20 protein-coding genes and 1 tRNA gene are annotated in these 22,990 nt (G+C 56.5%); 8 read left to right on the forward strand and 13 right to left on the reverse strand.

Translation table 11 applies throughout. From position 1 onward, the window contains the following. Positions 1 to 493 precede the first annotated feature (493 nt). On the reverse strand, positions 494 to 1,855 hold the full coding sequence (locus tag PHP98_08100; protein MDD5483597.1) for a sigma-54 dependent transcriptional regulator: 1,362 nt from the start codon (positions 1,853 to 1,855) through the stop codon (positions 494 to 496). Between the two features lie 118 nt (positions 1,856 to 1,973). Here PHP98_08100 and PHP98_08105 point away from each other — a divergent pair, with 118 nt between their 5' ends. After that, entirely contained in the window at positions 1,974 to 3,188 is a 1,215-nt protein-coding gene (locus PHP98_08105; protein MDD5483598.1) for an ATP-binding protein, read from the forward strand. Next, positions 3,185 to 4,609, forward strand: a complete 1,425-nt coding sequence (locus PHP98_08110; protein MDD5483599.1) for a sigma-54 dependent transcriptional regulator — start codon at positions 3,185 to 3,187, stop codon at positions 4,607 to 4,609. The genes PHP98_08105 and PHP98_08110 overlap by 4 nt, the downstream gene beginning before the upstream one ends. Here PHP98_08110 and surE read toward each other — a convergent pair. Genes surE through PHP98_08130 form a run of 4 tightly spaced genes read right to left on the reverse strand, consistent with a single transcriptional unit; the run spans position 4,574 to position 7,832 of the window. Further along, positions 4,574 to 5,362, reverse strand: a complete 789-nt coding sequence (surE, locus tag PHP98_08115) for a 5'/3'-nucleotidase SurE (protein MDD5483600.1) — start codon at positions 5,360 to 5,362, stop codon at positions 4,574 to 4,576. The two genes, PHP98_08110 and surE, sit on opposite strands and share 36 nt — an antisense overlap. Positions 5,363 to 5,365: 3 nt before the next feature. Continuing rightward, the gene (locus tag PHP98_08120) at positions 5,366 to 6,154 is read right to left on the reverse strand and encodes a TatD family hydrolase (protein ID MDD5483601.1); all 789 of its coding nucleotides are present in this window, start codon (positions 6,152 to 6,154) and stop codon (positions 5,366 to 5,368) included. Between the two features lie 12 nt (positions 6,155 to 6,166). Further along, the gene (locus PHP98_08125) at positions 6,167 to 7,183 is read right to left on the reverse strand and encodes an inorganic phosphate transporter (protein ID MDD5483602.1); all 1,017 of its coding nucleotides are present in this window, start codon (positions 7,181 to 7,183) and stop codon (positions 6,167 to 6,169) included. A 4-nt stretch (positions 7,184 to 7,187) separates the two neighbouring features. After that, positions 7,188 to 7,832, reverse strand: coding sequence for a DUF47 family protein (locus tag PHP98_08130; protein ID MDD5483603.1), 645 nt, complete (start codon positions 7,830 to 7,832; stop codon positions 7,188 to 7,190). Between the two features lie 184 nt (positions 7,833 to 8,016). Here PHP98_08130 and PHP98_08135 point away from each other — a divergent pair, with 184 nt between their 5' ends. Both PHP98_08135 and PHP98_08140 read left to right on the forward strand, forming a co-directional pair. Beyond that, a complete protein-coding gene (locus tag PHP98_08135; protein MDD5483604.1) occupies positions 8,017 to 9,354 on the forward strand; it encodes a glutamate--tRNA ligase family protein in 1,338 nt (445 codons plus the stop codon). Between the two features lie 99 nt (positions 9,355 to 9,453). Further along, complete coding sequence (locus tag PHP98_08140; protein ID MDD5483605.1) at positions 9,454 to 9,807, forward strand: hypothetical protein; 354 nt, start codon at positions 9,454 to 9,456, stop codon at positions 9,805 to 9,807. Positions 9,808 to 10,202: 395 nt separating this feature from the next. On the opposite strand, the gene PHP98_08145 is transcribed toward PHP98_08140, so the two are convergent. Beyond that, positions 10,203 to 10,715 (reverse strand): hypothetical protein, encoded by a 513-nt coding sequence (locus PHP98_08145; GenBank protein MDD5483606.1) that lies wholly within the window; start codon positions 10,713 to 10,715, stop codon positions 10,203 to 10,205. A 331-nt stretch (positions 10,716 to 11,046) separates the two neighbouring features. On the opposite strand from PHP98_08145, the gene serC reads away from it, so the two are divergent. Further along, positions 11,047 to 12,123 carry a 3-phosphoserine/phosphohydroxythreonine transaminase gene (gene serC, locus PHP98_08150; GenBank protein MDD5483607.1) on the forward strand — a complete coding sequence of 359 codons (1,077 nt, stop codon included), beginning with the start codon at positions 11,047 to 11,049 and terminating at the stop codon, positions 12,121 to 12,123. 82 nt (positions 12,124 to 12,205) lie between these two features. Continuing rightward, positions 12,206 to 12,796 carry a hypothetical protein gene (locus PHP98_08155; protein MDD5483608.1) on the forward strand — a complete coding sequence of 197 codons (591 nt, stop codon included), beginning with the start codon at positions 12,206 to 12,208 and terminating at the stop codon, positions 12,794 to 12,796. Between the two features lie 9 nt (positions 12,797 to 12,805). On the opposite strand, the gene PHP98_08160 is transcribed toward PHP98_08155, so the two are convergent. The 6 genes from PHP98_08160 to PHP98_08185 form a co-directional block, all read right to left on the reverse strand. Then, positions 12,806 to 13,669 (reverse strand): PIG-L family deacetylase, encoded by an 864-nt coding sequence (locus PHP98_08160; protein MDD5483609.1) that lies wholly within the window; start codon positions 13,667 to 13,669, stop codon positions 12,806 to 12,808. A 104-nt stretch (positions 13,670 to 13,773) separates the two neighbouring features. After that, positions 13,774 to 17,025 carry a hypothetical protein gene (locus PHP98_08165; GenBank protein MDD5483610.1) on the reverse strand — a complete coding sequence of 1,084 codons (3,252 nt, stop codon included), beginning with the start codon at positions 17,023 to 17,025 and terminating at the stop codon, positions 13,774 to 13,776. 288 nt (positions 17,026 to 17,313) lie between these two features. After that, positions 17,314 to 17,396 (reverse strand) — tRNA-Leu (locus PHP98_08170). Positions 17,397 to 17,457: 61 nt separating this feature from the next. After that, entirely contained in the window at positions 17,458 to 18,774 is a 1,317-nt protein-coding gene (locus PHP98_08175; GenBank protein MDD5483611.1) for a bifunctional folylpolyglutamate synthase/dihydrofolate synthase, read from the reverse strand. Positions 18,775 to 18,800: 26 nt separating this feature from the next. Then, complete coding sequence (gene accD / locus PHP98_08180) at positions 18,801 to 19,643, reverse strand: acetyl-CoA carboxylase, carboxyltransferase subunit beta (protein MDD5483612.1); 843 nt, start codon at positions 19,641 to 19,643, stop codon at positions 18,801 to 18,803. 75 nt (positions 19,644 to 19,718) lie between these two features. Continuing rightward, positions 19,719 to 20,435, reverse strand: coding sequence for a ComF family protein (locus PHP98_08185; GenBank protein ID MDD5483613.1), 717 nt, complete (start codon positions 20,433 to 20,435; stop codon positions 19,719 to 19,721). 166 nt (positions 20,436 to 20,601) lie between these two features. Here PHP98_08185 and lgt point away from each other — a divergent pair, with 166 nt between their 5' ends. Together lgt and PHP98_08195 are read left to right on the forward strand one after the other, a co-directional pair. After that, positions 20,602 to 21,345, forward strand: coding sequence for a prolipoprotein diacylglyceryl transferase (gene lgt / locus PHP98_08190; protein ID MDD5483614.1), 744 nt, complete (start codon positions 20,602 to 20,604; stop codon positions 21,343 to 21,345). 30 nt (positions 21,346 to 21,375) lie between these two features. Then, positions 21,376 to 22,308 carry an RluA family pseudouridine synthase gene (locus PHP98_08195; protein ID MDD5483615.1) on the forward strand — a complete coding sequence of 311 codons (933 nt, stop codon included), beginning with the start codon at positions 21,376 to 21,378 and terminating at the stop codon, positions 22,306 to 22,308. Between the two features lie 7 nt (positions 22,309 to 22,315). Here PHP98_08195 and cmk read toward each other — a convergent pair. After that, the coding region (gene cmk / locus PHP98_08200; protein MDD5483616.1) for a (d)CMP kinase at positions 22,316 to 22,990 on the reverse strand (675 nt) is incomplete at its 5' end.

Below are 22,990 nucleotides of genomic sequence, written 5' to 3' on the forward strand. Positions count from 1 at the left end.
TGTTAACAACCGCTTCCGGTTGATTTCATCGTATTCAGTGCAAACTTGGTTCTTCTTCCACCCCCTTTCCAAGACGGCTGTGCCGCCATCAAAAACTTTTCAGATTGTGCGTGATTTCAGCCATTTTTCAAAATGACACTGATATTCATCATAAAATAGAGCATAAATCATGCCAAAAAAGCGTAAAATCAAGGAGACGAACCACTGTTCGGCGATGTATGCTTTGCCGTCCGGAATCGCCGCATAGGGATGCGGATCGCTTCGGAATCGCCGCATAGGGATGCGGCTCCTACACTGATCAAATACAGTTGCCGCTCCTGTGGTATATATTTATACCCGAAGTTTTCATTTGGTTGTTTCAAAAACTAACGTGGTTAACCCAGTTTGCGCCCGTTATTACAGACACATCACGGCCCTTCGGATGAATTTTACGCGCTTTGCGTGCAAAATTCAGGTTATATCATTTTCTAAAATATAATACACAGATTTGATATTATTCCTGTGTTTCTGGCAGTTTACGATATAAAGTAGCCAGACTTATTCTTAAGGATTTTGCCGCTTTTTGTTTATCGCCATTAGCATCCTTTAAAACGTCGGCTAAATACTCTTTTTCTTTTATTCTCAAAAACGCTTTTAATGATTTTCCTTTATAATCTTCGCGTCTGGTGTCCGGACCTTTTATGGATGGCATTTGCACTATTTTCAGGGGGAGGCAATCCTTATCCAGCACATTATTTTTTGCAAAGGTAAGGGCATGTTTGAGAGCGTTTTCCAGTTCGCGGACATTACCGGGCCAGGCATACTGCTCAAAAATAGCAAGCGCTTCCGGTTCAATGTTCGGCAATTCCTTATTTGGGCCTGATTCCCGGCGGAGAATATGATAAACAAGCGGCAAAATATCCTCATTTCGTTCGCGCAGCGGTTTTATTTCAATGGGGATTACGCTCAGGCGATAATACAAATCCTCCCGGAAAGTTCCCTTGGCAATCAATTGTTCCAGACGCGTATTGGTGGCGGCAAGCACCCTGACATCAACCGAAATCGGCTCATTTCCGCCAACCCGCCGGATTTGTTTATCCTGCAGGACGCGCAGTAATTTTGCCTGAATGCCGAGCGGCATGGAGTCAATTTCATCCAGAAAGAGCGTGCCGTTGTTTGCCACCTCAAAGAGTCCGGTTTTATCGGAAGCCGCGCCGGTAAAAGCGCCCTTGACATGTCCGAAGAGCTCCGATTCCAGTAAAGGTTCCGGCAGGGCGGCGCAATTAAGCGGCAGAAATTTCTTGTTTTTACGGGGACTGTGGGCATGAATGGCCTGCGCCACCAGTTCCTTGCCGGTGCCGCTTTCGCCGTAAATGAGCACGGTCGCGTCGGTCGGAGCGACGCGCTCTATCATTTCGCAGACATGCTGCATGGAACGGCTCTCGGCGATAATATTTTCAAACCTGTATTTCCCGGTCAATTGCGCCTTGAGATCAAGGTTTTCATTGATGGTCCGGTTGTATTCCAAGGCGCGCTGGACGGTAATCAGCAGTTCGTCCACCTTGAAAGGCTTGGTAATATAGTCAAAAGCTCCGTACTTTAAAGCTTCCACTGCGGTTTCAATCGTGCCGTAACCGGTTACCATCAATACCGACATGGCGGACTTCAGTTCGCGGGCCGCTTTCAAAAGGGTGATCCCGTCCATTGGGCGCATGCGGATGTCGGAAATCATCAGATCAAACGGCGTGGTTTTCAGAAGCTCCAGGGCTTTTTCCCCGTTATCAACGGGGACGACCTCGTATCCTTCCGCCTTAAGCAGGACGCTCAAAACGCTCAGAATGCTGGCCTCATCGTCAACTAGGAGGATTTTTGCCATGGCAATTTTTCACTTTTTTGTTTTAATTTACCAGTCTGAACGGCATAATCCGATATCAAACAGGTATTGTCAACTGTTTTTTTCTTTTTCTAAAAAAAGACTTTTTCCGGCAATAAATATGAAGGCTGAATTTTTAGATAAACTGATAGAAAGGTTTGACAAGCTTGATCCGCAGGACCTGCAGGTTCAATTCATGCGTTTGTGGCAGGAAAAAGGGCTTTTGGAAACGGTTTTTAACGTGTTACGGGACGGCATTATCGTGCTGGATCAGCGCGGTTGTATTGCCTATGCCAATAACACGGCCGCGCTCATGCTGGGTTTTACGATGGAAAAGGCCTGCCGCCAGCCTATTTCCAGCTATTTAAAGGAGGTTGAATGGGAACGCGCCCTTAATCCTGAAGGAGCGGAGTGGTCAAAACTGATCAGCCGCGAGCTGGAAATCACCTATCCAGAAAAACGTTTTCTCAATCTATACATCATGCCTATTTCCCTTGATAAAGGCCAGACGCGGGGCGCCGTAGTGATTCTCCGCGATATAACCACGGAACGCGAGAAAGAAATCAAAGTTTTGATGTCCGAGCGCCTGAACGCTCTGACCTTTCTGGCAGCCGGCGTGGCCCATGAAATCGGCAATCCGCTCAATTCGCTCCATATTCACCTGCAATTGCTGGAACGGGAACTGAAGCGTTCTCCGGAAAGGAAGCAGGACAACATGCGGGAGCTGGTCAAGGTGGCCGGCGGCGAGGTTGAGCGTTTAAACATGATCGTTACCCAGTTTCTCAAGGCGATCCGGCCGGCGGCGCCCCACCGGCAATTATGGAAAATAGACGAAGTTCTCAGGGAAACCGTCGCCTTTATGAAACATGAAATAGAAAACCGAGATGTCATCGTGGACGTCAAGATGCCCGAGCCGGTCCCCGCCATTTCAATTGACCGCCATCAGATCAAACAGGCCTTTTTCAATATCATTAAAAACGCCCTGCAGGCCATGGCCAGCGGCGGGTTCCTGACAATAACCCTCTTCAGCAACGACCGCCAGGTGGGCGTTTCCTTCAAAGACAACGGCGAGGGCATGTCCGCGGAACAGGCCGGCCGCCTCTTCAAACCGAATTGGCCGGGGGACCGGGGCCGCGGCGGCGGGCTGGGGCTTCTCATCGTCCAGCGGATTATCCGGAACCACGGCGGAGAAATAGAAGTCTACAGTCAGCCGAAATCCGGCACAACTTTTACAATTTATCTGCCGCTGGACGAGCGGCGGGTGCGCCTGCTCAAGGCGCCGCGCAAACGGCGCGGCGCGCCTTCAAACTCTTCCCGGCAAGGAAAAAACGAGTGAGTAAAAAACCAGTCATTCTGATTGTTGAAGACGAAAAGAATGCGCGCGAAGGGCTGGAGCGAACGCTGACGGGCAAATATCGGACTCTCCAGGCCGACAACGGCGAAAAGGCCCTGCAGTTGCTTGCCGGCAGCCAGGTGGATATACTACTGACCGACCTGCGCATGCCGGGCATGGACGGCCTGGCGCTGGTCCGGCGCGCCCTCGCCCATGAATCGCGGCCGGTCTGCATTGTCCTCACCGCATACGGCAGCATTGAATCAGCCGTGGAAGCGATGAAAGTCGGCGCTTATGATTTTCTGACCAAACCCCTGAATCTGGATCAGCTGGAGCTCGTGATCGCCCGCGCCCTGCGTTCGCGCCAGCTTGAAAATGAAAACCGGAGTTTGCGCACCCAGCTTGACAAAAGATACGGACTGGAGGCGATTATCGGCCGGACGCCGGCGATGGACGAATTATTCAAATTAATAAGACAGGTCGCTCCCTCGCGGGCCACGGCGCTGATTCAGGGCGAAAGCGGCACCGGCAAGGAACTGGTGGCGCATGCCATTCATAACCTGAGTCCGCGCGCGCGCGGGCCGTTTATTGCGGTCCATTGCGCCGCGCTCCCTCAGAGTCTGCTGGAAAGCGAGCTTTTCGGCCATGAAAAAGGGGCTTTTACCGGCGCCTCGGAACGGCGGCGCGGGCGGTTTGAGATGGCGGAAGCCGGCACTCTTTTCCTGGATGAAATCTCGGAGATCGCGCCGGCGATCCAGGTCAAGCTGCTGCGCGTGCTTGAGGAGTGGAAATTTGAAAGAGTCGGCGGCCAGGAAACCCTGGAGGCCGATATCCGGCTGGTTACGGCCACCAATAACGACCTGCAGAAACTCGTGCAGGAGGGTAAATTCAGAAACGACCTTTTTTACAGGCTGAACGTGGTAACAATCATCCTGCCGCCGCTCCGGGAACGGCGGGATGACATCCCCTTGCTGGCCAGACATTTTCTCCATGATTTTTCTCTGGAAAACAACCGCAAAATTGAGGATATCAGTTCGGACGCCGTGGATGCCCTGGTTGCTTATGACTGGCCCGGGAACGTGCGCGAATTAAGGAACGTTATTGAGCGAATGGTGGTCCTCGGCCGGGGCCCAAAACTGACTTTGCGCGACCTGCCGGCTTCCGTGCGCGCGGACAAACGGTTTTCCGCGCCTCAGCCGGCTGCGCCGGCGGCCCCGCTTGCGGCGAGCTCAATCCGCGAGGCCAACCGCAGGATGATCATGGCGGCGCTGGAGGCCGCCGGCGGCAACCGCACGCTGGCCGCCCAAAGGCTCGGCATCAACCGCCGCACGCTGCACCGCAAACTGCGCGAGTTCGGCGTTGAAAATAAGATACGCGCGCCGGCGGAATTAACAACGGGAACGGCCGCCCCGGAAAAGTTTTAAATCCCATTTTGCCAATTCCGGCAGGACGGCGCGGTTTGTAAGGTCAAAGGTAACCGGCGTTATGGAAACATAGCCTTGCTTGACCGCCTGGATATCGGTGCCTTGCAAATTTTCCTGCGGTTCCAGCACGCCGTCCAGCCAGTAATAATCGCCGCCGCGCGGCATAATCCGGCGGTGAAACACTTCCGCAAAACGCGAACGGCCCATCCGCGTTATGGCCAGCCCCTTTATTTTTTTCAAGGGAAGGTTGGGAATGTTCACGTTGAGCATGGTGGCCGGCGGCAGGCCTCTCCGCATAATTTCACCGGCCAATAGCCGGGCAATGCGCGCGGCCGTGTCCCAGCGGGGATTTTTAAACGTGTCCAGCGAAACCGCCATGCTGGGAACGCCGAGGATGGCGCCCTCCGCCGCCGCGGAAACCGTGCCGGAATAAATCACGCTGATGCCGACGTTCGGGCCGAGGTTGACGCCGCTGACCACGAGGGCGGGCCGCCTCCGGAGCAGAACCCCGCAGGCGATTTTGACACAGTCGGCCGGCGTCCCGTTAACGGAATAGCCCGCGTGCTTTCCGTCAAATTTGTGTTTCCTGACTTTAAGCGGGTTGAAAACGGTGATGGCGTGTCCCACCCCGCTCTGTTCCGCGGCGGGGGCCACCACAATCGCTTTCCCGAGACCGGCCGCCGCCCGGTACAGGGCGGTCAGGCCGGGGGCATGAAAGCCGTCGTCGTTGCTGACAAGAATTTCAGGGCTCATGGCTTATTTTTTATCCCAGAAAAGATTTTCAGCGTTTTTTGTCGTGACGGCGGCGACGGATTCAAGCGTTTTTCCCCTGATATCCGCCAGGGCCCGGGCCACGTAACGCACGTTGGCGGGCTCATTGACCCGGCCGCGCAGAGGCTCCGGCGCGAGAAAAGGCGCGTCGGTTTCAATCAAGAGACGGTTATCCGGAACCACGCGGGCCGCTTCAGCCAGCGCGGCGGAATGCCGGGCGCGAAAAGTCAGGATACCGCTGAAACTTATATAAAACCCGAGGCTCAGAAAACGCCGGGCGGACGTCTCCGTTCCGGTAAAGCAGTGGCAGACGCCGATTTTGTCGGCCGGCCCCTTCCAGAGGCGGACATGTTCCTCCAAAATTTCAAGAATTTCACGGTCGGCCTCGCGGTTGTGGATTATCACCGGCAAAACGCGCTCCCGGGCTTTTTGCAGCATCAGTCTGAAAAGCTCTTTTTGGGCTTCGCGCGGCGGAACCGGCGCATGAAAATCAAGCCCCGTTTCTCCGACGGCCGCCGCCATCCTGTTTTCCAGCATTCGGGCAAACCCCGCCAGGTCCGGCGCGCCGAGCGCCTGGCTGCGGTCAAAACCAACCGCGGCGCGCACGTTTTCCGGGCGCTCCGCGGCGGTTTGCAGGGCAATCTCATTGCCGCGGGCGGAACCGCCCACGGCAATCATTTTCTTCACCCCGCGGGCCAGGGCGCGTTCAATGAACGCAACCGGAGCGTCCGTCTCCAGCAAGCCGTCAAAATGGACATGGGTATCAACCAGCATGACTTACCGCTGTTAAAAACTGAATGCCCCGGCGCGTTTCAACAGCATTATCAGGCCGTAGGTTACCCAGCTGAAGAAGGCCGTGGCCGGAATGGTCAACATCCAGGCCCAGATAATTTTACGCGCGGTGCCCCAGCGCACCTTGCCGGCTCCCTCCACGGCGCCGACGCCGAAAATGCCTCCGGAGATAACATGCGTGGTGCTGACCGGTATGCCGAGATGCGCCGTGCCGAGCAGGACGAGGGCGGAAGCGGATTCGGCGCAGAAGCCTTCCATGGACCGGATTTTTGTGATGCGCGTGCCCATGGTGCGCACAATCCGCCACCCGCCGAAGGCGGTGCCGAGCGCGATGGCGGCATGGCAGGAAAGAATGACCCACAACGAAACATGAAACGACTGGGTAAGATTCGCCGCGTACATGGTCATGACAATTATTCCCATGGTTTTCTGAGCGTCGTTCGTGCCGTGGCCGAGGCTGTAAAAAGTGGCCGAGATCAACTGGAGACGCCTGAAAAGAGCGTTGGCGACGCCGGGCTGCACGCGGCGGAATATCCAGAAAATAAGGGTTGTGAAAACCATGGCGCCGGCCATGCCCAACAGCGGGGCGAGAAAAATAAACGCGAATATTTTCGTTACCCCGCCCAACAGCACGGATTGCCAGCCGGCCGCGGCAATGGCGCTGCCTATGAGCCCGCCGATGAGCGCATGCGAACTGGAGGTCGGCAAACCCCAGAGCCACGTCAGTATATTCCATATAATCGCGCCGACCAGCGCGGCCAGGACAAGCGGCACGGTCACGCTTTCAAGCGTGATAATTCCCTTGCCGATGGTCTGGGCGATGGAGACGCCGAAGATAAAAGCGCCGACAAAATTGGCCATCGCCGCCAGTCCGACCGCCTGGAGGGGCGTCAGCGCGCGCGTAACGACAATGGTGGCGATGGCGTTGGCCGCATCATGAAACCCGTTGAAAAAATCAAACAGCAGCGCAACCGCGATGACAATAACGGCCAGGTGGACAAGATCAATCATATCATCAGCCCATTTTCACCAGCACGCCCCGCACAACCTTGCCGATGTAGTCCAGGGAATCCACGCAGGACTCCATATGCTCGTAAACGTCCTTGAAGCGCACAATATCAACGGCGGAATAGGAGCCGCTGAAGAGGTCGGCCATGCTCAGATGAAACAGATAGTCGGCCTTGTTTTCAATCGTGTGGATGGCGGCGACCACCTCGTTCACGCCCCTCTTTTTTTCAAGCGCGGTCAGGAGCGGTCCGATCTGCCCGGCGATATCGGCGATCAGCTCGGAAAACGCGGCGACGTTCGGCGGAAATTTTCTGATGTTATAAACCTCAATTTTCTGGGCGACACTGTTGAGAATGTCTAGTCCGCGGTCAATGCCGATGGCGATGGAATGAATATCCTCGCGGTCAAGGGGGGTGATGAAAGTCTTGTGCAGTTCGTCAATGATTTTCATCTCAATCGCATCGCCCTTCAGTTCATAATCCTTGACCGTGGTCAGGTTCAGATGCATTTCGGCCTCGGAGAGCTTGTCAAAACGGCTGATAAAATCCCGGAAAAAATTAGCCCCTTCCGCGAGAACGTCGGCCAGCTGCCGCATGTAGGCGTAAAACTGCGTTTCCCGCGGCAAAAGGAGGTCAAATATCCTGAATTGCATAATACACCTCTTTTGAAAGAATTTTAATGGAAATTGAAAACACCGGATTGCCGGAAACACTACTAATAATATCCGCCAAAAGCAACTTTCATTTCTCGGGAAATTCATATATGCTGGCCAAACACGGCATAACCGGGCCCGGCGCCCGGCAGAAACAACACAACAATCGCATTGCGAGGTCAGCATGAGCACCAGAGTACGTTTCGCGCCCAGCCCGACCGGCCAGGTCCACATTGGCAATATGCGGGCGGCGATTTTCAACTGGCTTTTTGCCCGCCACACGGGCGGAAAATTTCTTCTGCGGATAGAAGACACCGACCGGGAACGTTCCACCCCGGAAGCCCTGCAGGCCATTTTCACGGCCATGGACTGGCTGGGGATTGAGCCGGACGAGCCGCCCGTCTACCAGTCGGCGCGGCTGGCGGCGCACCTTGAAACGGCGGAAAAATTGCTGTCCTCCGGCCATGCCTACCGCGCGCCCCGGACGGGCAAGGACGGCGCGCCGGAGGGGGAATGCGTTGTTTTCAAGATGCCCGGAACGGATATCATTTTCCGGGATGCAATCAAGGGGCAGTTGCGCAAGGCGGCCGCCGACATGAAGGACTTTGTCATTGTCCGTTCCAACAACACTCCGGTTTTTCATCTGGCCAACGTGGCGGACGACATCGCCATGGGCATCACGGATATTATCCGCGGCGACGATCACATTGAAAACACCTATCGCCATGCGGCCATGTTCCAGGCCCTGGGGGCGGCCGTCCCGCAATACGCCCATCTGCCGATGATCGTCAACGCGCAGGGTAAACCCTATTCCAAACGGGACGGAACTGCTTTCGTGGGTGAATTCCGCGAAAAGGGATATCTGGCTGATGTTTTGTTCAATTACCTCGCCCTGCTCGGCTGGTCTCCCGGCGATGACCGCGAGATTCTGGCGCGGGAGGAGATGATCCGCTTGTTTGAAATAAGCCGGGTCAAGTCGGCTCCGGCGCGGGTGGACCTTGAAAAATTAAGCTGGATGAACGGCGAATACATCAAAGCCTTGCCCCGCGAAATCCTGGCCGAGGAATGCCGCCGGATACTGGCGGGGCATGGACTCTGGAAACCGGATGCGGATGCCGGATACGCCGGCGAAGTATTTGAACTCATGCGGCCGCGGATCAAAATTTTCCCGGATATAGCCGCGCTGGGCGCGTTTTTCTTTACCGAGGATTATCCCTGCGATTCGGCGGCGGTGAAAAAAAGGCTCTTAACGGGCGATGATATTCTTCCCCGTTTGCTTGAATTGAACGAGCGGTTTAAAAAACTGGAAAAATTCAATGCCGCCGCAAGCGAGCAGGCGTTGCGGCAATACGGCGCGGAATCCGGAATCGGCGCCGGCCCGCTGATCCACGCCGTCCGGGTCGCCGTTTCCGGACTTGCCATGGGGCCGGGACTTTTTGAAATGCTGGCCGTGCTCGGAAAAACACGCGTGACCGGGCGTATCGCCCGCTCTGTTGCCATGTTTTCCGGTCCCGGCACGTAAGGCCTCAGAACGTGTGAAATAATTAAAACATCGCGCTGGCGGGGCAGCGCTCCTACGAAAAAGGCCATAATAGCCGAGGAAATAAGAGCGTTGTGGCCATTGGCCAGGGGATCACTGGCCGAGATCAGGAAGCCCTGTATTCGGCCAGGATGCAAAGCCTGTGCCAGCGGCAAGAAACATCCTGCGCTGGTTTATATGTTCATGGAAAACGGCCGCCAACATTGCATGTATGTGCCGCGCGAATTGCGTCCCCTGGTCATTGCCCGCAAGCTCAGTTTTGGTTCCCAATCCGATGCCGGCGCCAGAACACGCGAAATCCTGATGACGGTCTTGCACACGTTGAAAAAGCGTTCTTCCAATGTTGAAGCGGCCTTCAAGGCCGCCCTCGATAAAATCGCGGCCAATCAGAAAACAGACCGTTACACGGCGTTGTTTTTCCAGAACTCGTCTTAAGCCGGATATCCCGCCAAACCGGCCGCGATCTAAACGGGCGAGTATCGCGCCAGGGGTCTTTGTGGCGCGAGATGATCCGCGCGGCGCATTTCGCTGCCCGCGGAGCGGGATTCGAAAAAATCCGTCCAGTCCGGCTCAGATGTGCCGACGCCGCGTGAAGCGCTATACTCGTGTATGCGCGAGCGCGGCAACGGAACAGATGGGCTGGAATCGCCGGAAATTTTTTGAACGAAATGCGACACGCATTTTCCAAAACATCAAATTACGCGGTAATCACCAAAATACCCAAGAAACTGAGGCATTACCCCGGCACGGCGAAAAATGGCTGAAAAAAAAACGGCCGCAGTTTTAAACTGCGGCCGTTTTTGTTTCGCTCTGGCAATTTACGGAATGCCTTAGGGAGCCACCGGGGCCGGAACCGCCGCCGGAGCGGCCGGAGCCGCTTCAGGAAGCGCGCCGCCTTCGGTAACAGGCTCAACGCCCTTGACGGTCAGAATTCTTTTGCCGCCTTCATGACTGAGCGTGCAGGTTACCCTGACTTTCTGTCCGTCCATGGCTTCCAGGGGTTTGCTGCCTTCATCCAGTTGAATATCATAACTGGTAACAACCAGCCTGATGGCGGTAACGTTGCCGCTGGCGTCTTTGGTAACGCTGACCACGCCGGTCTTGCGCAGTTCCAAGGGCATCATTGCCGACACGGCCGGAACAATGGCCGGAACGGCAGCAGCGTCAGCCGCCGGCGCCGCCGCGGGAGCCGCTTCCGGAACTACTGCGGCCGGGGCTACGGCGGGGGCTGCGGCGGGAGCCGCTTCCGCGGCCGGGGCGGCCGGGGCCGCCGCTTCCTGGGCCAGCGCCAGAGATGTTACAAACATCAGACAAAACGACAAAGCGATAATTTTATTCTTCATTCTGTGAATTCCTTTTCTTTTGCAAAAACAATTACTTCGTTTTAAACGTTCAGAAACAACATGCTATTCTAGATTACCGGCACTGCGGAAGAGCGCCAATCCCGTCCCAGCCGTAAAGCCCTGCGCGGTCTGGCCCCAGCGTGCCCCGGTTTGCGCGGATCACCTCCTTCCTATAAATAGTCGGGGTTAAATCTATAATAATAGCAGGCCGGCGTCAACTGTTTTCAACAAAAAAGTCTTGTTACCGGTCCGGGAAATGATTATAAAGGGCCGGAGGGACGGACAAAAGCCGAATCTGATTTTAAACCATATATTGAAGGGAGCCCAAGCTATGGCGCGCGTTTATAATTTTAATGCGGGACCGGCCGTTTTACCGGTGGAAGTGCTGGAAGAAGCCCGGGATCAGATGATTGAATACCAGGCTTCGGGTATGTCGCTGCTGGAAAGCAGCCACCGGGGTAAAGAATATGACGCGGTCCATGCCGAGGCCGTCGCCAATTACCGCAGTCTCCTCAATTGTTCGGACGATTACGCCGTGTGTTTTGTGGCCGGGGGGGCGAGTTTGCAGTTTGCAATGATCCCCCTCAATTTTCTCGGCGCCGGTCAGACCGCGGATTATGCCAATTCCGGGGCGTGGGCTGCCAAAGCCGTCAAAGAAGCCGCCATTGTCGGCAAAGTCAACATTGCCGCCAATACCGCAAAAGACATCCCGACGCGGGTGCCGGCCGCCGGCGATCTCAAGCTGACCGGCGGCGCGGCTTACGTGCATATCACCTCCAATGAAACCATATCGGGCGCGCAATGGAAGTCTTTTCCCGCCACGGAAAGCCCGCTCGTGGCCGACATGTCTTCGGACATTCTGTCGCGGCCGTTTGATATCAACCAATTCGGCCTTATCTACGCCGGCGCCCAGAAAAATCTCGGGCCGTCGGGCCTTGCCCTGGTGGTGATCCGCAAGGATCTGGCCGAGCGCGGCGCCGACAATCTGCCCGCCATTCTTAAATACAAGACGTTTATCGCGGAAAATTCGCTTTATAACACGCCACCCTGTTTCAGCATTTACATTATGATGCTGGTCTCGCGCTGGATGCTGAAAAAAGGGCTGGAAAACATTTATCGCGGCAACCGGGAGAAAGCGGCGAAAATTTACGGTGTTATTGACAAGAGCGGTTTTTATAAAGGCACGGCCGCGCGCGAATGCCGGTCCGACATGAACGTAACTTTTCGTCTGCCAAGCGAGGGGCTGGAAGAGCAGTTTGTCAAAGAAGCCTCAAAACATGGCATGAAAGGATTGAAGGGACACCGTTCGGTCGGGGGTATCCGGGCTTCAATTTACAATGCCTTTCCGCCCGAAGGCGTTGATGCGCTCGCCGCTTTCATGCGCGAATTTGAGCGCAAGAACGGATAAAAAAACGGCCGGCCGCGGAAGGACGCAAAATCCGCATGGCCCGGATCACCGCGGGTATAAATTGAAATTTGAAAATCAAACATTGAAAATAACGCGCGGGCGCGGCGCCATGCTGGCCGCGCTCATAACCGCCGCGCTGGCCGGCTGCGCCCACGTTCCGCCGAAAATTGACCCCGCCGGGCCGGTTGAATACACGGTAACGGTTCAGGCCGACCGGACATGGCAAAACAGCGGCATCAAGGTCAAGCACGGCCAGATTATTCAATGCGCGGCCGAGGGCCAGTGGAACGACCATTTTGCCTCTTACGGGCCCGAGGGAAATCCCGCTGTTTACAAGAAACATTTCGGCGTCAACGCCCCGGCCAATGCCCTCATCATGCGGATCTGCGGGCAGACCAACCTGACCTATTTTATAGGCAAAGAAACCAATATAATTGCCGAAAGGTCGGGGCAGCTCCATTTCCGTAAAAACTATTCCCTGCCGATCGGCATGAAGGGTGAAATTCAGATAAAAGTCAAGGTTTGCGCAGACGCCGATGGCGACGGCATCTGCGACTATGACGAAATCCACGTCTATAAAACCAACCCCTTGAGCCCCGACTCGGACGGCGACGGGTTCTCCGATCTTGAAGAAACCGCCGAGATGCGGAAGAAGGCGGAAGAAAACCGCTGATCTTTCCGCTCAGCCGAAGATCAGACTGAGCGAATCGTTGCAGGACACAAATCGGCCCTTTTCACGGGCGGCTTCAAGCTTGCGCCGGTTCCATTTCTGTAAACGATAAAGAACGGCAAATACGAACTCCGGCGCCGCTCCTCCCTGGCCGCCGACCAGCTCGCCGCCGCGGCGCACGTTGTCCTGCATCCAGGGCGGCAGCCGCAGATGGTAGGGATTGCGGCGGACCTCGCCGACGTGAAAGGAAAGGGCCGCGAGCGTATCCGCAAGGTCGGCCACGCTGACTTCAACCATCAGGTTGGGATTATTCATCGGCGCCCAGAATTCAGTGTGGCAGATCCAGCAGCAGAATGATTCCGGCAGGGTGCGCAGGGCGTCGGCCACCAGCAGCTGCGTCCCGACATGCGTGCTGTTCCAGTCGTTTTCGTGGGGCACAAAAATCACCTGCGGCTGATTGTCGTTGATTATTTTGGCCGCAATCTGAACCGATTTGCCCCAGAGTTCGGGGGTCTGTTCCCTGCTTTTCGGGTTTATTTTTTCCAGGCCGGTCGCGGCGGTCTGAATAAGACCGAATCCGAGATACTCGCAGGCGCCGCGCAGTTCGTTCAGCCGCTCCATCTGGCGGTCCTTGCGGCTGCCCAGCGTTACCGCCACGTTGATCACGTTCATTTTCAATTCGCGCAGAAGGCGCAGGGGCAGGGCGCCGACAATGCATTCGTCGTCGGGGTGAGGCGAAAAAACGAGCGCGCGCGGCGCTTCTTTGGAAAGGGTTGACCGCGGTTTGGACGGGAACCCGCCCAGTTGAAGGTCTGTGCCCTCATTGATCAGGCGTGCGTATTCGGAAACAAATTTCAGATATGGATTGCTGGACATTGTTGACCTCAATTAAGATTTTTCCGCAGGGATCAAATGCGGATAAAAATACCATTTTGCGGAAGAGATGCAAGGAAAGAGTTAACGTGCCGGATGAGCGCAAATTACCAGCTGACCCGCCAGTTGTTAATGCTCTTCTGGTATGATTGGCCGCGATAAGTGAAGTTGGTGTCGCTGGTGCGCGTTACGCACCAGATAAGAAAATCGCCGTCCGCGGAATAATACATTGCCGCCGGGTCGCAATAAGGATCATGATCGTAATAGCCCTGCCGGGGCAGGTTCGCGCCCGAACTGGATCCGAAGCACCTGGAATGGACGGCTCCCGAGGAGGAATATATCATTTTCCAGATATTGGAAACCTGGCTGTAAACGCCGATGTCCGCGATATTATCGCCGTCGTAATCCCCCGGCACCGGGAGCCAGGCGGAACTGCCGAGGGAAACCGACCACACTTCGCCGAAGGCGTTTGAAACGGTCCATAATCCGGAATCATATACGGCAATGTCCGTCAGCCGATCGCCGTCATAATCCTCCGGGGCCGGAACCGCGCCCATGCCGGCAATCGGCGGCAGAATCACGATTCTGTTCAGCGATGAATAAAGAATCGCCCAGTACCCGCGCCAGTAAAGGGCGACATCTGCGCAGCCATCGCCGTCATAATCGGCCGGGACCGGCGTGGCCTGGGTTTCTTCGGTCATTCCGCCCAAAAGGCTGCCATTGATGATCGGCCCGGAGGGCATGACATAAACGTACCACATGGCGTGCGCGTTTTCGTAGAACGCGAGGTCCAGAATGCCGTCGCCGTTGTAATCCGCTGGAACGGCCGTTACGCCGGTCCAGCCAAATTGACCTTCGGCAAAGGCGTTGGCGTTGAACGCGCCGCGCCACATGCCGGTGGCCGGGTCAAAAAACCAGAGGTCGGCAATGCCGTCGCCGTCAAAATCGTCCGGCGCCGCTCTTATTTTTGCCACCGGCTCCAGATCGGAATAAGCGGTCGCTGAATTCGGCGGAGGAACGGGATCGGTTGCCGTCACGGCAATCCGCAGATATTTCCCGCGGTCGGCGGCGGTGATCACATGGTTGCTGGTTATTTCGCCCGCAAGACTCGTAAGACCGTTTCCGGCCGGGTCGTTGGCGCGCTGCCATTGGTAGGTAAAAGTCAGGCGGTCCATGTTCTGCCAGAGTCCCTTGCGGGCCGTAAAAGTCTGCCCGATGTAGGGCGCGCCGTAAATGGTCGGCTTTTCATAATTACTTGGAGAGCGGGAAAGAACCGTCATCCGGACGTTAATTGTCCAGGGGGCGTTCCGCGCGCGGCTGCCGCTCAGTTCGTCCGTGGCGTCAACAATAATGGAACCGTTGTATGTTCCCGGCGCGCGGCTGCCGGCCGACCATATGACCGTGATGGTATCGGTCTCGTTGGTCAGCAATCCGCTTGAGGGGCTGATGCTCAACCAATCGGCCTGGGATGTAATGGAATAATTCAACCCGCCGCGGGGAACACCGGCGTCGTTCCAGACATTGAAGGCGGCCAGGTTGGTTACGCTGCAATTTGCCATAACGGAGTTTGAGAGGCTGTCGGTATCAACGGCCAGGGACGCTTTTCCCCTGACGAGCAGGTCGGCGACTATTTTCAGGGGCGAGTTGGAGGCGGCCAAGCCCGTTGCCTCGTCCGTGCCTGCGAGCGTGACCGTGCCCGTATAACCGCCGGGCGCCAAAGAAGCAACATTGTAAGTCACGGAAATGGTCCGGCGGTCCCCCGAACTTTCTCCGCTGACCGGAGACAGGCTGATCCAGTCGGCATTATCCGACAGGGCAAACTGCATGGTTCCGGTCGGCGCGCCGCTGCTGTTCCATACCTCAAAGGTATAACCCGGCAGAGTTGTTCCTTCGGTGATTATATTGGTCCAGGCCCGCTGGCCCGCAGTCCAGGCAAGGCCCGGCCTGCTGTTGACGCGCATAACCACCTGAACCTGCTGGGTCGCGATGCCGGAGGCCGTCACGGTCACCACGCCTGTATGCCAGCCGGGCGCGAGACCTGCGGTTGAATAAGCCAGGGCAATTTCATTGGTCTCATCCACCACGGACCCGCTGGCCGCGCCGGGCGTAATCCATTCCTTGTCCGAAGTAATGGCGTAAGTCATGGAAACGCGGGGGGTCGCGCTGGTATTGGCAATGTAAATATTCTGGCCGGGCGGGTTATGGCCCGCGGTAACCGTGTTGGTAAGAGCCAGCGGCAACACCTGCAGGCTCGGCGGCAGACCCTGCACAAGGACCGATACCAGAATGGACTGCGGTGAATTGCTGGCGCTGACGCCCATAAATCCGTCCGCGCCGTCAATCTGAACCAAGGCCTGATAGGGCTGATTGCTCACCGGCAGATTGACGGTGTTAGTCAGGACGATCCAGGCGGTTCTCTGTTCGCCATGGCTGGTGTCATTGGCCGGTGTAATCGAAAGCCAGTTGGTATATCCGCCGCAGTTGGTATAGGTGATGGTGTTGGTGAAATCCAGAGGCAGGCAACCCGCTGATTTCCAGACATGAAAAGAATTGCTTGAGGCGCTCTGTCCTTTCCAGATCGTGCGTGAAATATTGGTCAGGTCCATTTCCATAAAAGGGCGCCAGTTGTTGGTTGCGGCGGTTATGTCGGAAGGGGCAAGATAATCCACCAACACATTGTCAAGGTAACTCGTTGCCGCAAAAGAAGCGGGATAATTCGTGTCCTTTTCTCCCGGCCCCAGGATTTCAAAACCGGCAAAAGAGGAATAATTGCTGTCGGCAAAGGCCAGATTGGTGCTTAACAACTGATGATTGACGAACAACGCCCATGTGTGGTTGCTGGTGTTAAGCCGCAAATCAATCCGGCCCCATTCATTGCTTCCAATCTGCGGCGCGCCGCCGCCGTCCATTAATTCGCTGAACTCATTCCAGCCGTTGGTGCCGTTATAAGCCACGCAATATCCTCCGGTGTTCACGTAAAAGACAGCGGATTGATTGTTGGTCACATAATAATCGGCGGCATTGCCGAGGTTATCGCGGGCCGGGCGGATGTGCATGGTCAGCCAGATGTTGCTGTTGGATATCTTGTTAAACCGGTTGGAAAGGAAACAATCGGGCGGAATGCTTGCGGCCTTGGCGCTGACACCGTTGGTATAGACGATATTGGTCTGGACTATAACGGCGTTGGATGAAGCGTACCAGCCGTTGGTGCCGTCAATCAGCGGGGTGCGGTTGGTATAAACTTCAAAATCGTCGGCGAAAGGCACGTCATTGGTCTTTTCCGCCGCGGCCGTAAGGATCATCATGCCGGCCGCCAGAATCGCCGCGGAACAATACTTTTCTGTCCGGTTAGTTGACATGTCCGTTTTCCAGAACCTTGTTTCCAGGCCTGTTTTTGCCGTTTATCTGGTAAAACAAATACAGTATATAACAACTTTCAAAACGATAACATAAAAAAAACGATAAGACAACCCGAAAACACAAAAAATACGTAACCCCTCAGTTATGTGGGTGGATGGCAATTCAATTGGCCAGTCTTCGTAGGGGCCGCGCTTGTCGCGCGCCCGTCTTTATTGAAGAGGACTTCGCAAGCGAAGCCCCTACGGTTTCTCTCTCCCCCTCAAAACTGAGGCCTTACAAAAATACTGTGCCGGAGGAGGGAGTTGAACCCACACGGTGTTGCCACCACTGGATTTTGAGTCCAGCGCGTCTGCCATTTCGCCACTCCGGCAAGGAAAAGAAAATTACCATCTTCCCCGGAAACAGACAAGAAAAGAACGCTCCTCCCCGGGTTACGCGTCCGGAGCTTTCCGTAATGTCAATATTTCCCCGGCAAGAAAAAGCGAACCGGCCGCGCAGACAATCCCGTCCTGCTCCCGCGCCGCCCGCTCGGCTTCCGCCAATGCCTGCGGGAGCGCGGCCGTTGAACACGGCCAGCCGGCATTTCGGGCATGCCGCGTTAATTCCGCGGGCGGCAGGCTGCGCTCGTTCGCCAGGCCGACCGCCCAGCAACGCCTTACCGGCACGGTCAGATTGCGGATAAACCCGGCCGCGTCTTTATCCGCGCACATGCCCAGTATCAGCGATAGGGGCCGCCCGCCGGATAATTCGCGAAGCGCAATGTTCAAGGCCGCGGCCGCCTCCGGGTTATGGGCGCCGTCAAGGACGGCAACCGGATCGCGCGCAATGACCTGCAGCCGTCCCGGCCAGAAAACGGAAGCGAAACCATTTTTGACCGCCGGCCCGGAAATATCCATGGAGCTAATCCGGGCAAATTCCTCAAGCGCCGCGACCGCAACCGCCGCGTTTGCCAGTTGATGAGCGCCGAGCAGGGGCATTCGGACGGTACCGTAGGAGTCGGCCGCGGATTCAATGCTGAGTTTTTGGCCGTCCCACGTTTGTTCCTTGCGGCTCACGGTTACGGCCTGTTCCGCCCTGATGACCCGCGCGTTTTTCAGCCGGGCTATCTGGTCAATGACGGTGAACGCCTCCTCCGGCAGGCGGCCGACAACAAGCGGCGTCCCGTTTTTAATGATGCCGCCTTTTTCGGCCGCAATTGAGGAAATATCCGGCCCGAGCCATTGGGTGTGTTCCAGGCTGACGCCGGTTATGACCGCAACCTGCGGCGTAATGACATTGGTCGCATCCAGCCGGCCGCCCATGCCGGTTTCAAGCGCCAGAACATCCACGGCCTGCTGCCGGAAATATTCAAACGCCACAGCGGTCAGAAACTCAAAAAAAGTGATCTGCCGACCGCCGGCGCGTCCCGAGTAGTCTTCGGCGAGACGGTCAACTTTTTCAATAAGCGCGGCGAGATCGTCGTCCGGAATGCATGCGCCGTTGACACGGATGCGTTCATTGACGCGCCTCAGGTGGGGCGAGGTGTAAAGCCCCGTTTTCAATCCGGCCGCGCGCAGGATGGAAGCCAGCATGGCGCAGACCGATCCTTTGCCGTTGGTCCCGGCAACGTGGATGATTTTTTTTATCTCCCGCTGCGGGTTGTTGAGAAGCTCCAGCAGGCCGGTTTCCGCCTCCAGCCCGAACTTGATGCCGGCGGCATGGAGCTTGTAAAGACGTTCTAGACGCCTGTTTAATCCGTTTCCAGACATATTTGCGGCGCCTTACAAGCCCCGTCTCACGGCTTTCCCGCCATATACTCCAGCAGGAGCGAGAGCGTCTTTTTTAATTCCTTGCGCTGGATAATCATGTCAATCAGGCCATGGCGCAGAACAAACTCCGATCTTTGAAAGCCCTTCGGCACATCCTCGCGGGTTGTTTCCTTGATCACCCTCGGACCCGCGAAACCAATCAGGGCGTACGGCTCGGCGATCATCACGTCCCCCAGGGCGCCGTAGCTGGCCATGACCCCCGCGGTTGACGGATGAGTCAAGACAACAATGTACGGCAGACGCGCCACGGCATGGCGCGCCACGGCGGCGCTGGTCTTGGCCATTTGCATCAGACTGAACATGCCTTCATACATGCGCGCCCCGCCCGTGGCCACAAACATCACCACCGGTATTTTTTCCGAAGTAGCGCGTTCAAACAGGCGCGTAACCTTTTCGCCCACCACCGACCCCATGCTGCCGCCCAGAAAACTGAAATCCATTATCCCCAGCGCGGCGGTGCGGGAGTTTATCCCGGCCCGGCCGCAGATAATGGCATCTTTCATGCCGGATTTTTTCCGGCTGGCTTCAAGCTTGGCGGGATAGGCGGCCTGGCCGGTAAAAGACAGCGGATCAACGCTGACTAGATCGGCGTCCCATTCCGTAAATGAGCCCTCATCGGCCGTGATTTTCAGCCTTTCTTTCCAGCGGATGGGGAAATGATAGTCGCAATTCGGACAGACACCTTGATGCGATTCAATTTCCTGCTTGTAGACAATCTCGGCGCAATTGAGACACTTTTCCCACAACCCGCCGGGTAAATCCTTTTTACGAATACTGATCGTTGTGTACTTTTTGCGGCCGAACAACATTTCCAGCCTCCTCTTATGATGAAACGGACGGGACCACGAGGCAAAAACCGGGCTTCGCGCTTTGATGCCGCCAGTTTAACCGCGCGCGGCCGTTAATACAAGCACTTCCTGCGCTCCGGCCTCCTTGAGGACCCGGGCGCATTCATTCACCGTGGCGCCCGTGGTCATTACGTCGTCTATCAACAGCACGCGCCTGTTTTGCACGGCGCAAAGCCTGTTTATGGCAAATTTGCCCCTGACATTAGCCGCCCGCTCCGCGGATGTCAAATGCGTTTGTGATTTCGTCGCCGTCAGCCGCCGGAGCCCTTCAACCGGCCTTTTCCCGAGCCGGCGGGCGATTTCGCCGGCCAGCAGAAAAGATTGATTGTATGTCCTTTCCCGCGCCCGGGATTTATGCAGCGGGACGGGGACAATTATGTCAATTTCCGGGACTTGGAAATGCGCGCGCAAACACGCGCACATTAATTGTCCCAGATCGGGGCCCAGCCAGACGGCCCGCCGGTATTTGAAATCAAGCATCATTTCCTTCATCAAGCCGTCGTAGAGGGCGGCGGAACGCGCGCAGTCAAAAAAAGGCCGGCGCTTTCTGCAGTCCGCGCAGAGGTATTGCCGCGGGAGAATCCCAGACGCCGGATTGCCGCAAAGGAGGCAATAAGGGAACTTGATGAATTTGATTTGCGCCAGGCAATCCCAGCAAAGATACAGAAATTCACCGCCGGGCCGGCCCCGGCAGCCGGCGCACGCGCGGGGAAACATGATATCAAACAGAACCCTGGTCAAGACGGAATGCATGGTCTGCGCCCCGGTGCATGGAAAGCCGCGAACTTCTGACAAAAGCCATTATAACCGCGGACAGCTGTCCGCGCCAGAAAAATATTTGGGATAAAGCGCGGCCGGCCGTTTAACGGGTTGCAAAGACATAATGTTTCCAGTATGTTTTCTCCATTGGAGCAAACGTATGGACCCCGTCTGTTTTTATGTCGGCAGCCGTCCGGTTTACTGGTATGGGATCATGGTGGCGCTCGGTTTTCTGGCCGGAGCGGCGCATTTGACCATTCTGGGTGTTCGCGAGGGCCGCTCTCCCGGTTTCGGTTCCGACCTAGCCTTCTGGCTCATGTTATCCGGCATTGTCGGCGCGCGCCTGGCTTATGTAACGGCCAATATCCATGTCTACCTGCAGAATCCATGGAACATTATCCGCATTGACCAGGGCGGCCTCATTTATTACGGCGGGTTCATCGGGGCTTTTCTCGCCGGCGTCGTTTTCGCGCGGATCAAGCATTTAAATATCCTGGCCTTGGCGGACTATGCCGTCCCGGCCCTGCCGCTCGGCCACGCTTTCGGCCGGATAGGATGCTTTTTAAACGGCTGCTGCCACGGCAAGGCCGCCAGTCTGCCCTGGAGTGTCTTTCAGCATGACGCCCACCGCCATCCGGTTCAGTTGTATGAAGCCGCGCTCAACCTGCTGATTTACGGGCTGCTGCTTCTGGCCTACCGTCGCCGTAAAAAGAACGGCGAGGTGCTCGCAATTTACTGCATGACTTATTCCCTTGGCCGCTTCCTGCTTGAGTTTCTGCGCGGCGATGAACGGCTCTGTTGGCTGGGAACGCCGGTTGCCCAACTTGTCAGCCTGGCGCTGTTCGCGGCCGGATTGGCGCTCTGGATTGCCCTTGCGCGCAAACCCAGCCGGCCGGGCCGCTGAGAGTTGTCATACACGGCGGGATAAAACCACATGGAAGAACGCAGAATATTTATTGTTGCGCAGGGCCGGGACGGGGTCCGCCTGGACATCTGGCTGACGCAACAGATGGGCGCGGCAATGTCCCGTTCCAGGATTCAGCAGTTGATTCGCGCCGGGCTGGTTACAGTCAACACCCGAAGAGCCAAGGAAAGCCATGGAACAAAAGCGGGCGAACGAATTGAGCTATGCCTTCCGCCGCCGCGGCCGACGGGGCTGAAACCGGAAAACATCCCGCTTGAAATTATCTTTGAAGATAATTGCCTGCTCGTGATTGACAAGCCGGCCGGTTTGGTGGTGCACCCGGCCCCGGGCCACGATTCCGGCACTTTGGTGAACGCGGTTTTGCATCACTGCCCCACCCTGGCCGGGGTCGGCGGCGAATTGCGCCCCGGTATAGCGCATCGGCTGGACAAGGACACCAGCGGGGTCATAGCGGTGGCCAAGACCGGCGCCGCGCTCGCTTCCCTGGCCGCGCAGTTCAAGGAACGGCTCGTTCACAAGGAGTATCTGGCGATTGCGCGCGGCGTATTGACGCCGCCGAACGGAACGATCAGGACCATGATCGGGCGGCATGCGACCGACCGGAAAAAAATGAGCGCCGCTCCGAAAAAAGGCCGGAGCGCCGTAACCCGCTACGAAACCCTGGAAAAATTCGCCAAATACTCTTTGGTGCGCCTCTCGCCTGAAACCGGCCGCACCCACCAGATCAGGGTGCATCTTGCCCACGCGCGCCATCCGGTGGTTGGCGATGTCTGCTATGGCCGGCGCTCAACCGGAGATTTGCCGGCCGGGGCCGAGCGCCAGATGCTGCATGCCCATAAAATCCGTTTCCGGCACCCGGCCACGGGGCGGTCAATGGAGTTCAGCGCGCCGATGCCGGATGATATGGCGCGGTTTCTGGACGGCCTGCGGCGGCAGGGATGAGCTTTTTTTACGGAGAAGCCGCGCCGGGAGGAATATGCTGGAGCACGGCGTTTGCCGCTTCGTCAACGCTCATTTTCGTGGACTGAATGACGATCGCATCCGGCGCCGTCCGGAGGGGCGCCAGGGAGCGGGAAGAGTCAAAACGGTCGCGTTTCATGATAGAACTCAATATTTCCCCGTATTCCACCGGCGCGCCGGCATTTTTAAGTTCAAGGTATCTGCGCCGGGCGCGTTCCTCGGGCGCGGCATCCAGATAAAACTTGAACCTCGCTTCCGGGAAAACGGCGGTGCCGATATCCCGCCCTTCCATGACCAGATTGCCGAATGCCGGCATTTGCCTCAATTTGCGGGCAACCCATTCCCGCGCCGCCGGCAAAGCGGCAATCCGGCTCACCTCTCGGCTCACCTCTTCGGACCGCAATGCGGCGTCCGGCTCAAGCCCGTCAATGGAAAATTTTATCGCGTTGTCTCTGGTTAAAAATTCCATGCGGATTTGCCGCAGCGCCGCGGCGGCCGCGGCGTCATTGGGAACGTTGACGTGCTGACTCAGGAAATACCACGTGACTCCCCGGTAGAGGGCGCCGGAATCAACATGGATGAAATTGAGCTTTTGCGCAACCTTCCGGCTTACGGTTGATTTCCCGGAGGCGGAAGGCCCGTCTATGGCAACGATTACCGGCAT

Source organism: Kiritimatiellia bacterium, assembly GCA_028715905.1.
GTDB lineage: Bacteria > Verrucomicrobiota > Kiritimatiellia > JAAZAB01 > JAAZAB01 > JAQUQV01.

Coding starts and splice junctions, on each gene's coding strand:
- PHP98_08100 (MDD5483597.1), bottom strand. CDS start 1,855: ATGGCAAAAATCCTCCTAGTTGACGATGAGGCCAGCATTCTGAGCGTT.
- PHP98_08105 (MDD5483598.1), top strand. CDS start 1,974: ATGAAGGCTGAATTTTTAGATAAACTGATAGAAAGGTTTGACAAGCTT.
- surE (MDD5483600.1), bottom strand. CDS start 5,362: ATGAGCCCTGAAATTCTTGTCAGCAACGACGACGGCTTTCATGCCCCC.
- PHP98_08120 (MDD5483601.1), bottom strand. CDS start 6,154: ATGCTGGTTGATACCCATGTCCATTTTGACGGCTTGCTGGAGACGGAC.
- PHP98_08125 (MDD5483602.1), bottom strand. CDS start 7,183: ATGATTGATCTTGTCCACCTGGCCGTTATTGTCATCGCGGTTGCGCTG.
- PHP98_08130 (MDD5483603.1), bottom strand. CDS start 7,832: ATGCAATTCAGGATATTTGACCTCCTTTTGCCGCGGGAAACGCAGTTT.
- PHP98_08135 (MDD5483604.1), top strand. CDS start 8,017: ATGAGCACCAGAGTACGTTTCGCGCCCAGCCCGACCGGCCAGGTCCAC.
- PHP98_08145 (MDD5483606.1), bottom strand. CDS start 10,715: ATGAAGAATAAAATTATCGCTTTGTCGTTTTGTCTGATGTTTGTAACA.
- serC (MDD5483607.1), top strand. CDS start 11,047: ATGGCGCGCGTTTATAATTTTAATGCGGGACCGGCCGTTTTACCGGTG.
- PHP98_08160 (MDD5483609.1), bottom strand. CDS start 13,669: ATGTCCAGCAATCCATATCTGAAATTTGTTTCCGAATACGCACGCCTG.
- PHP98_08165 (MDD5483610.1), bottom strand. CDS start 17,025: ATGTCAACTAACCGGACAGAAAAGTATTGTTCCGCGGCGATTCTGGCG.
- PHP98_08175 (MDD5483611.1), bottom strand. CDS start 18,774: ATGTCTGGAAACGGATTAAACAGGCGTCTAGAACGTCTTTACAAGCTC.
- accD (MDD5483612.1), bottom strand. CDS start 19,643: ATGTTGTTCGGCCGCAAAAAGTACACAACGATCAGTATTCGTAAAAAG.
- PHP98_08185 (MDD5483613.1), bottom strand. CDS start 20,435: ATGCATTCCGTCTTGACCAGGGTTCTGTTTGATATCATGTTTCCCCGC.
- lgt (MDD5483614.1), top strand. CDS start 20,602: ATGGACCCCGTCTGTTTTTATGTCGGCAGCCGTCCGGTTTACTGGTAT.
- PHP98_08195 (MDD5483615.1), top strand. CDS start 21,376: ATGGAAGAACGCAGAATATTTATTGTTGCGCAGGGCCGGGACGGGGTC.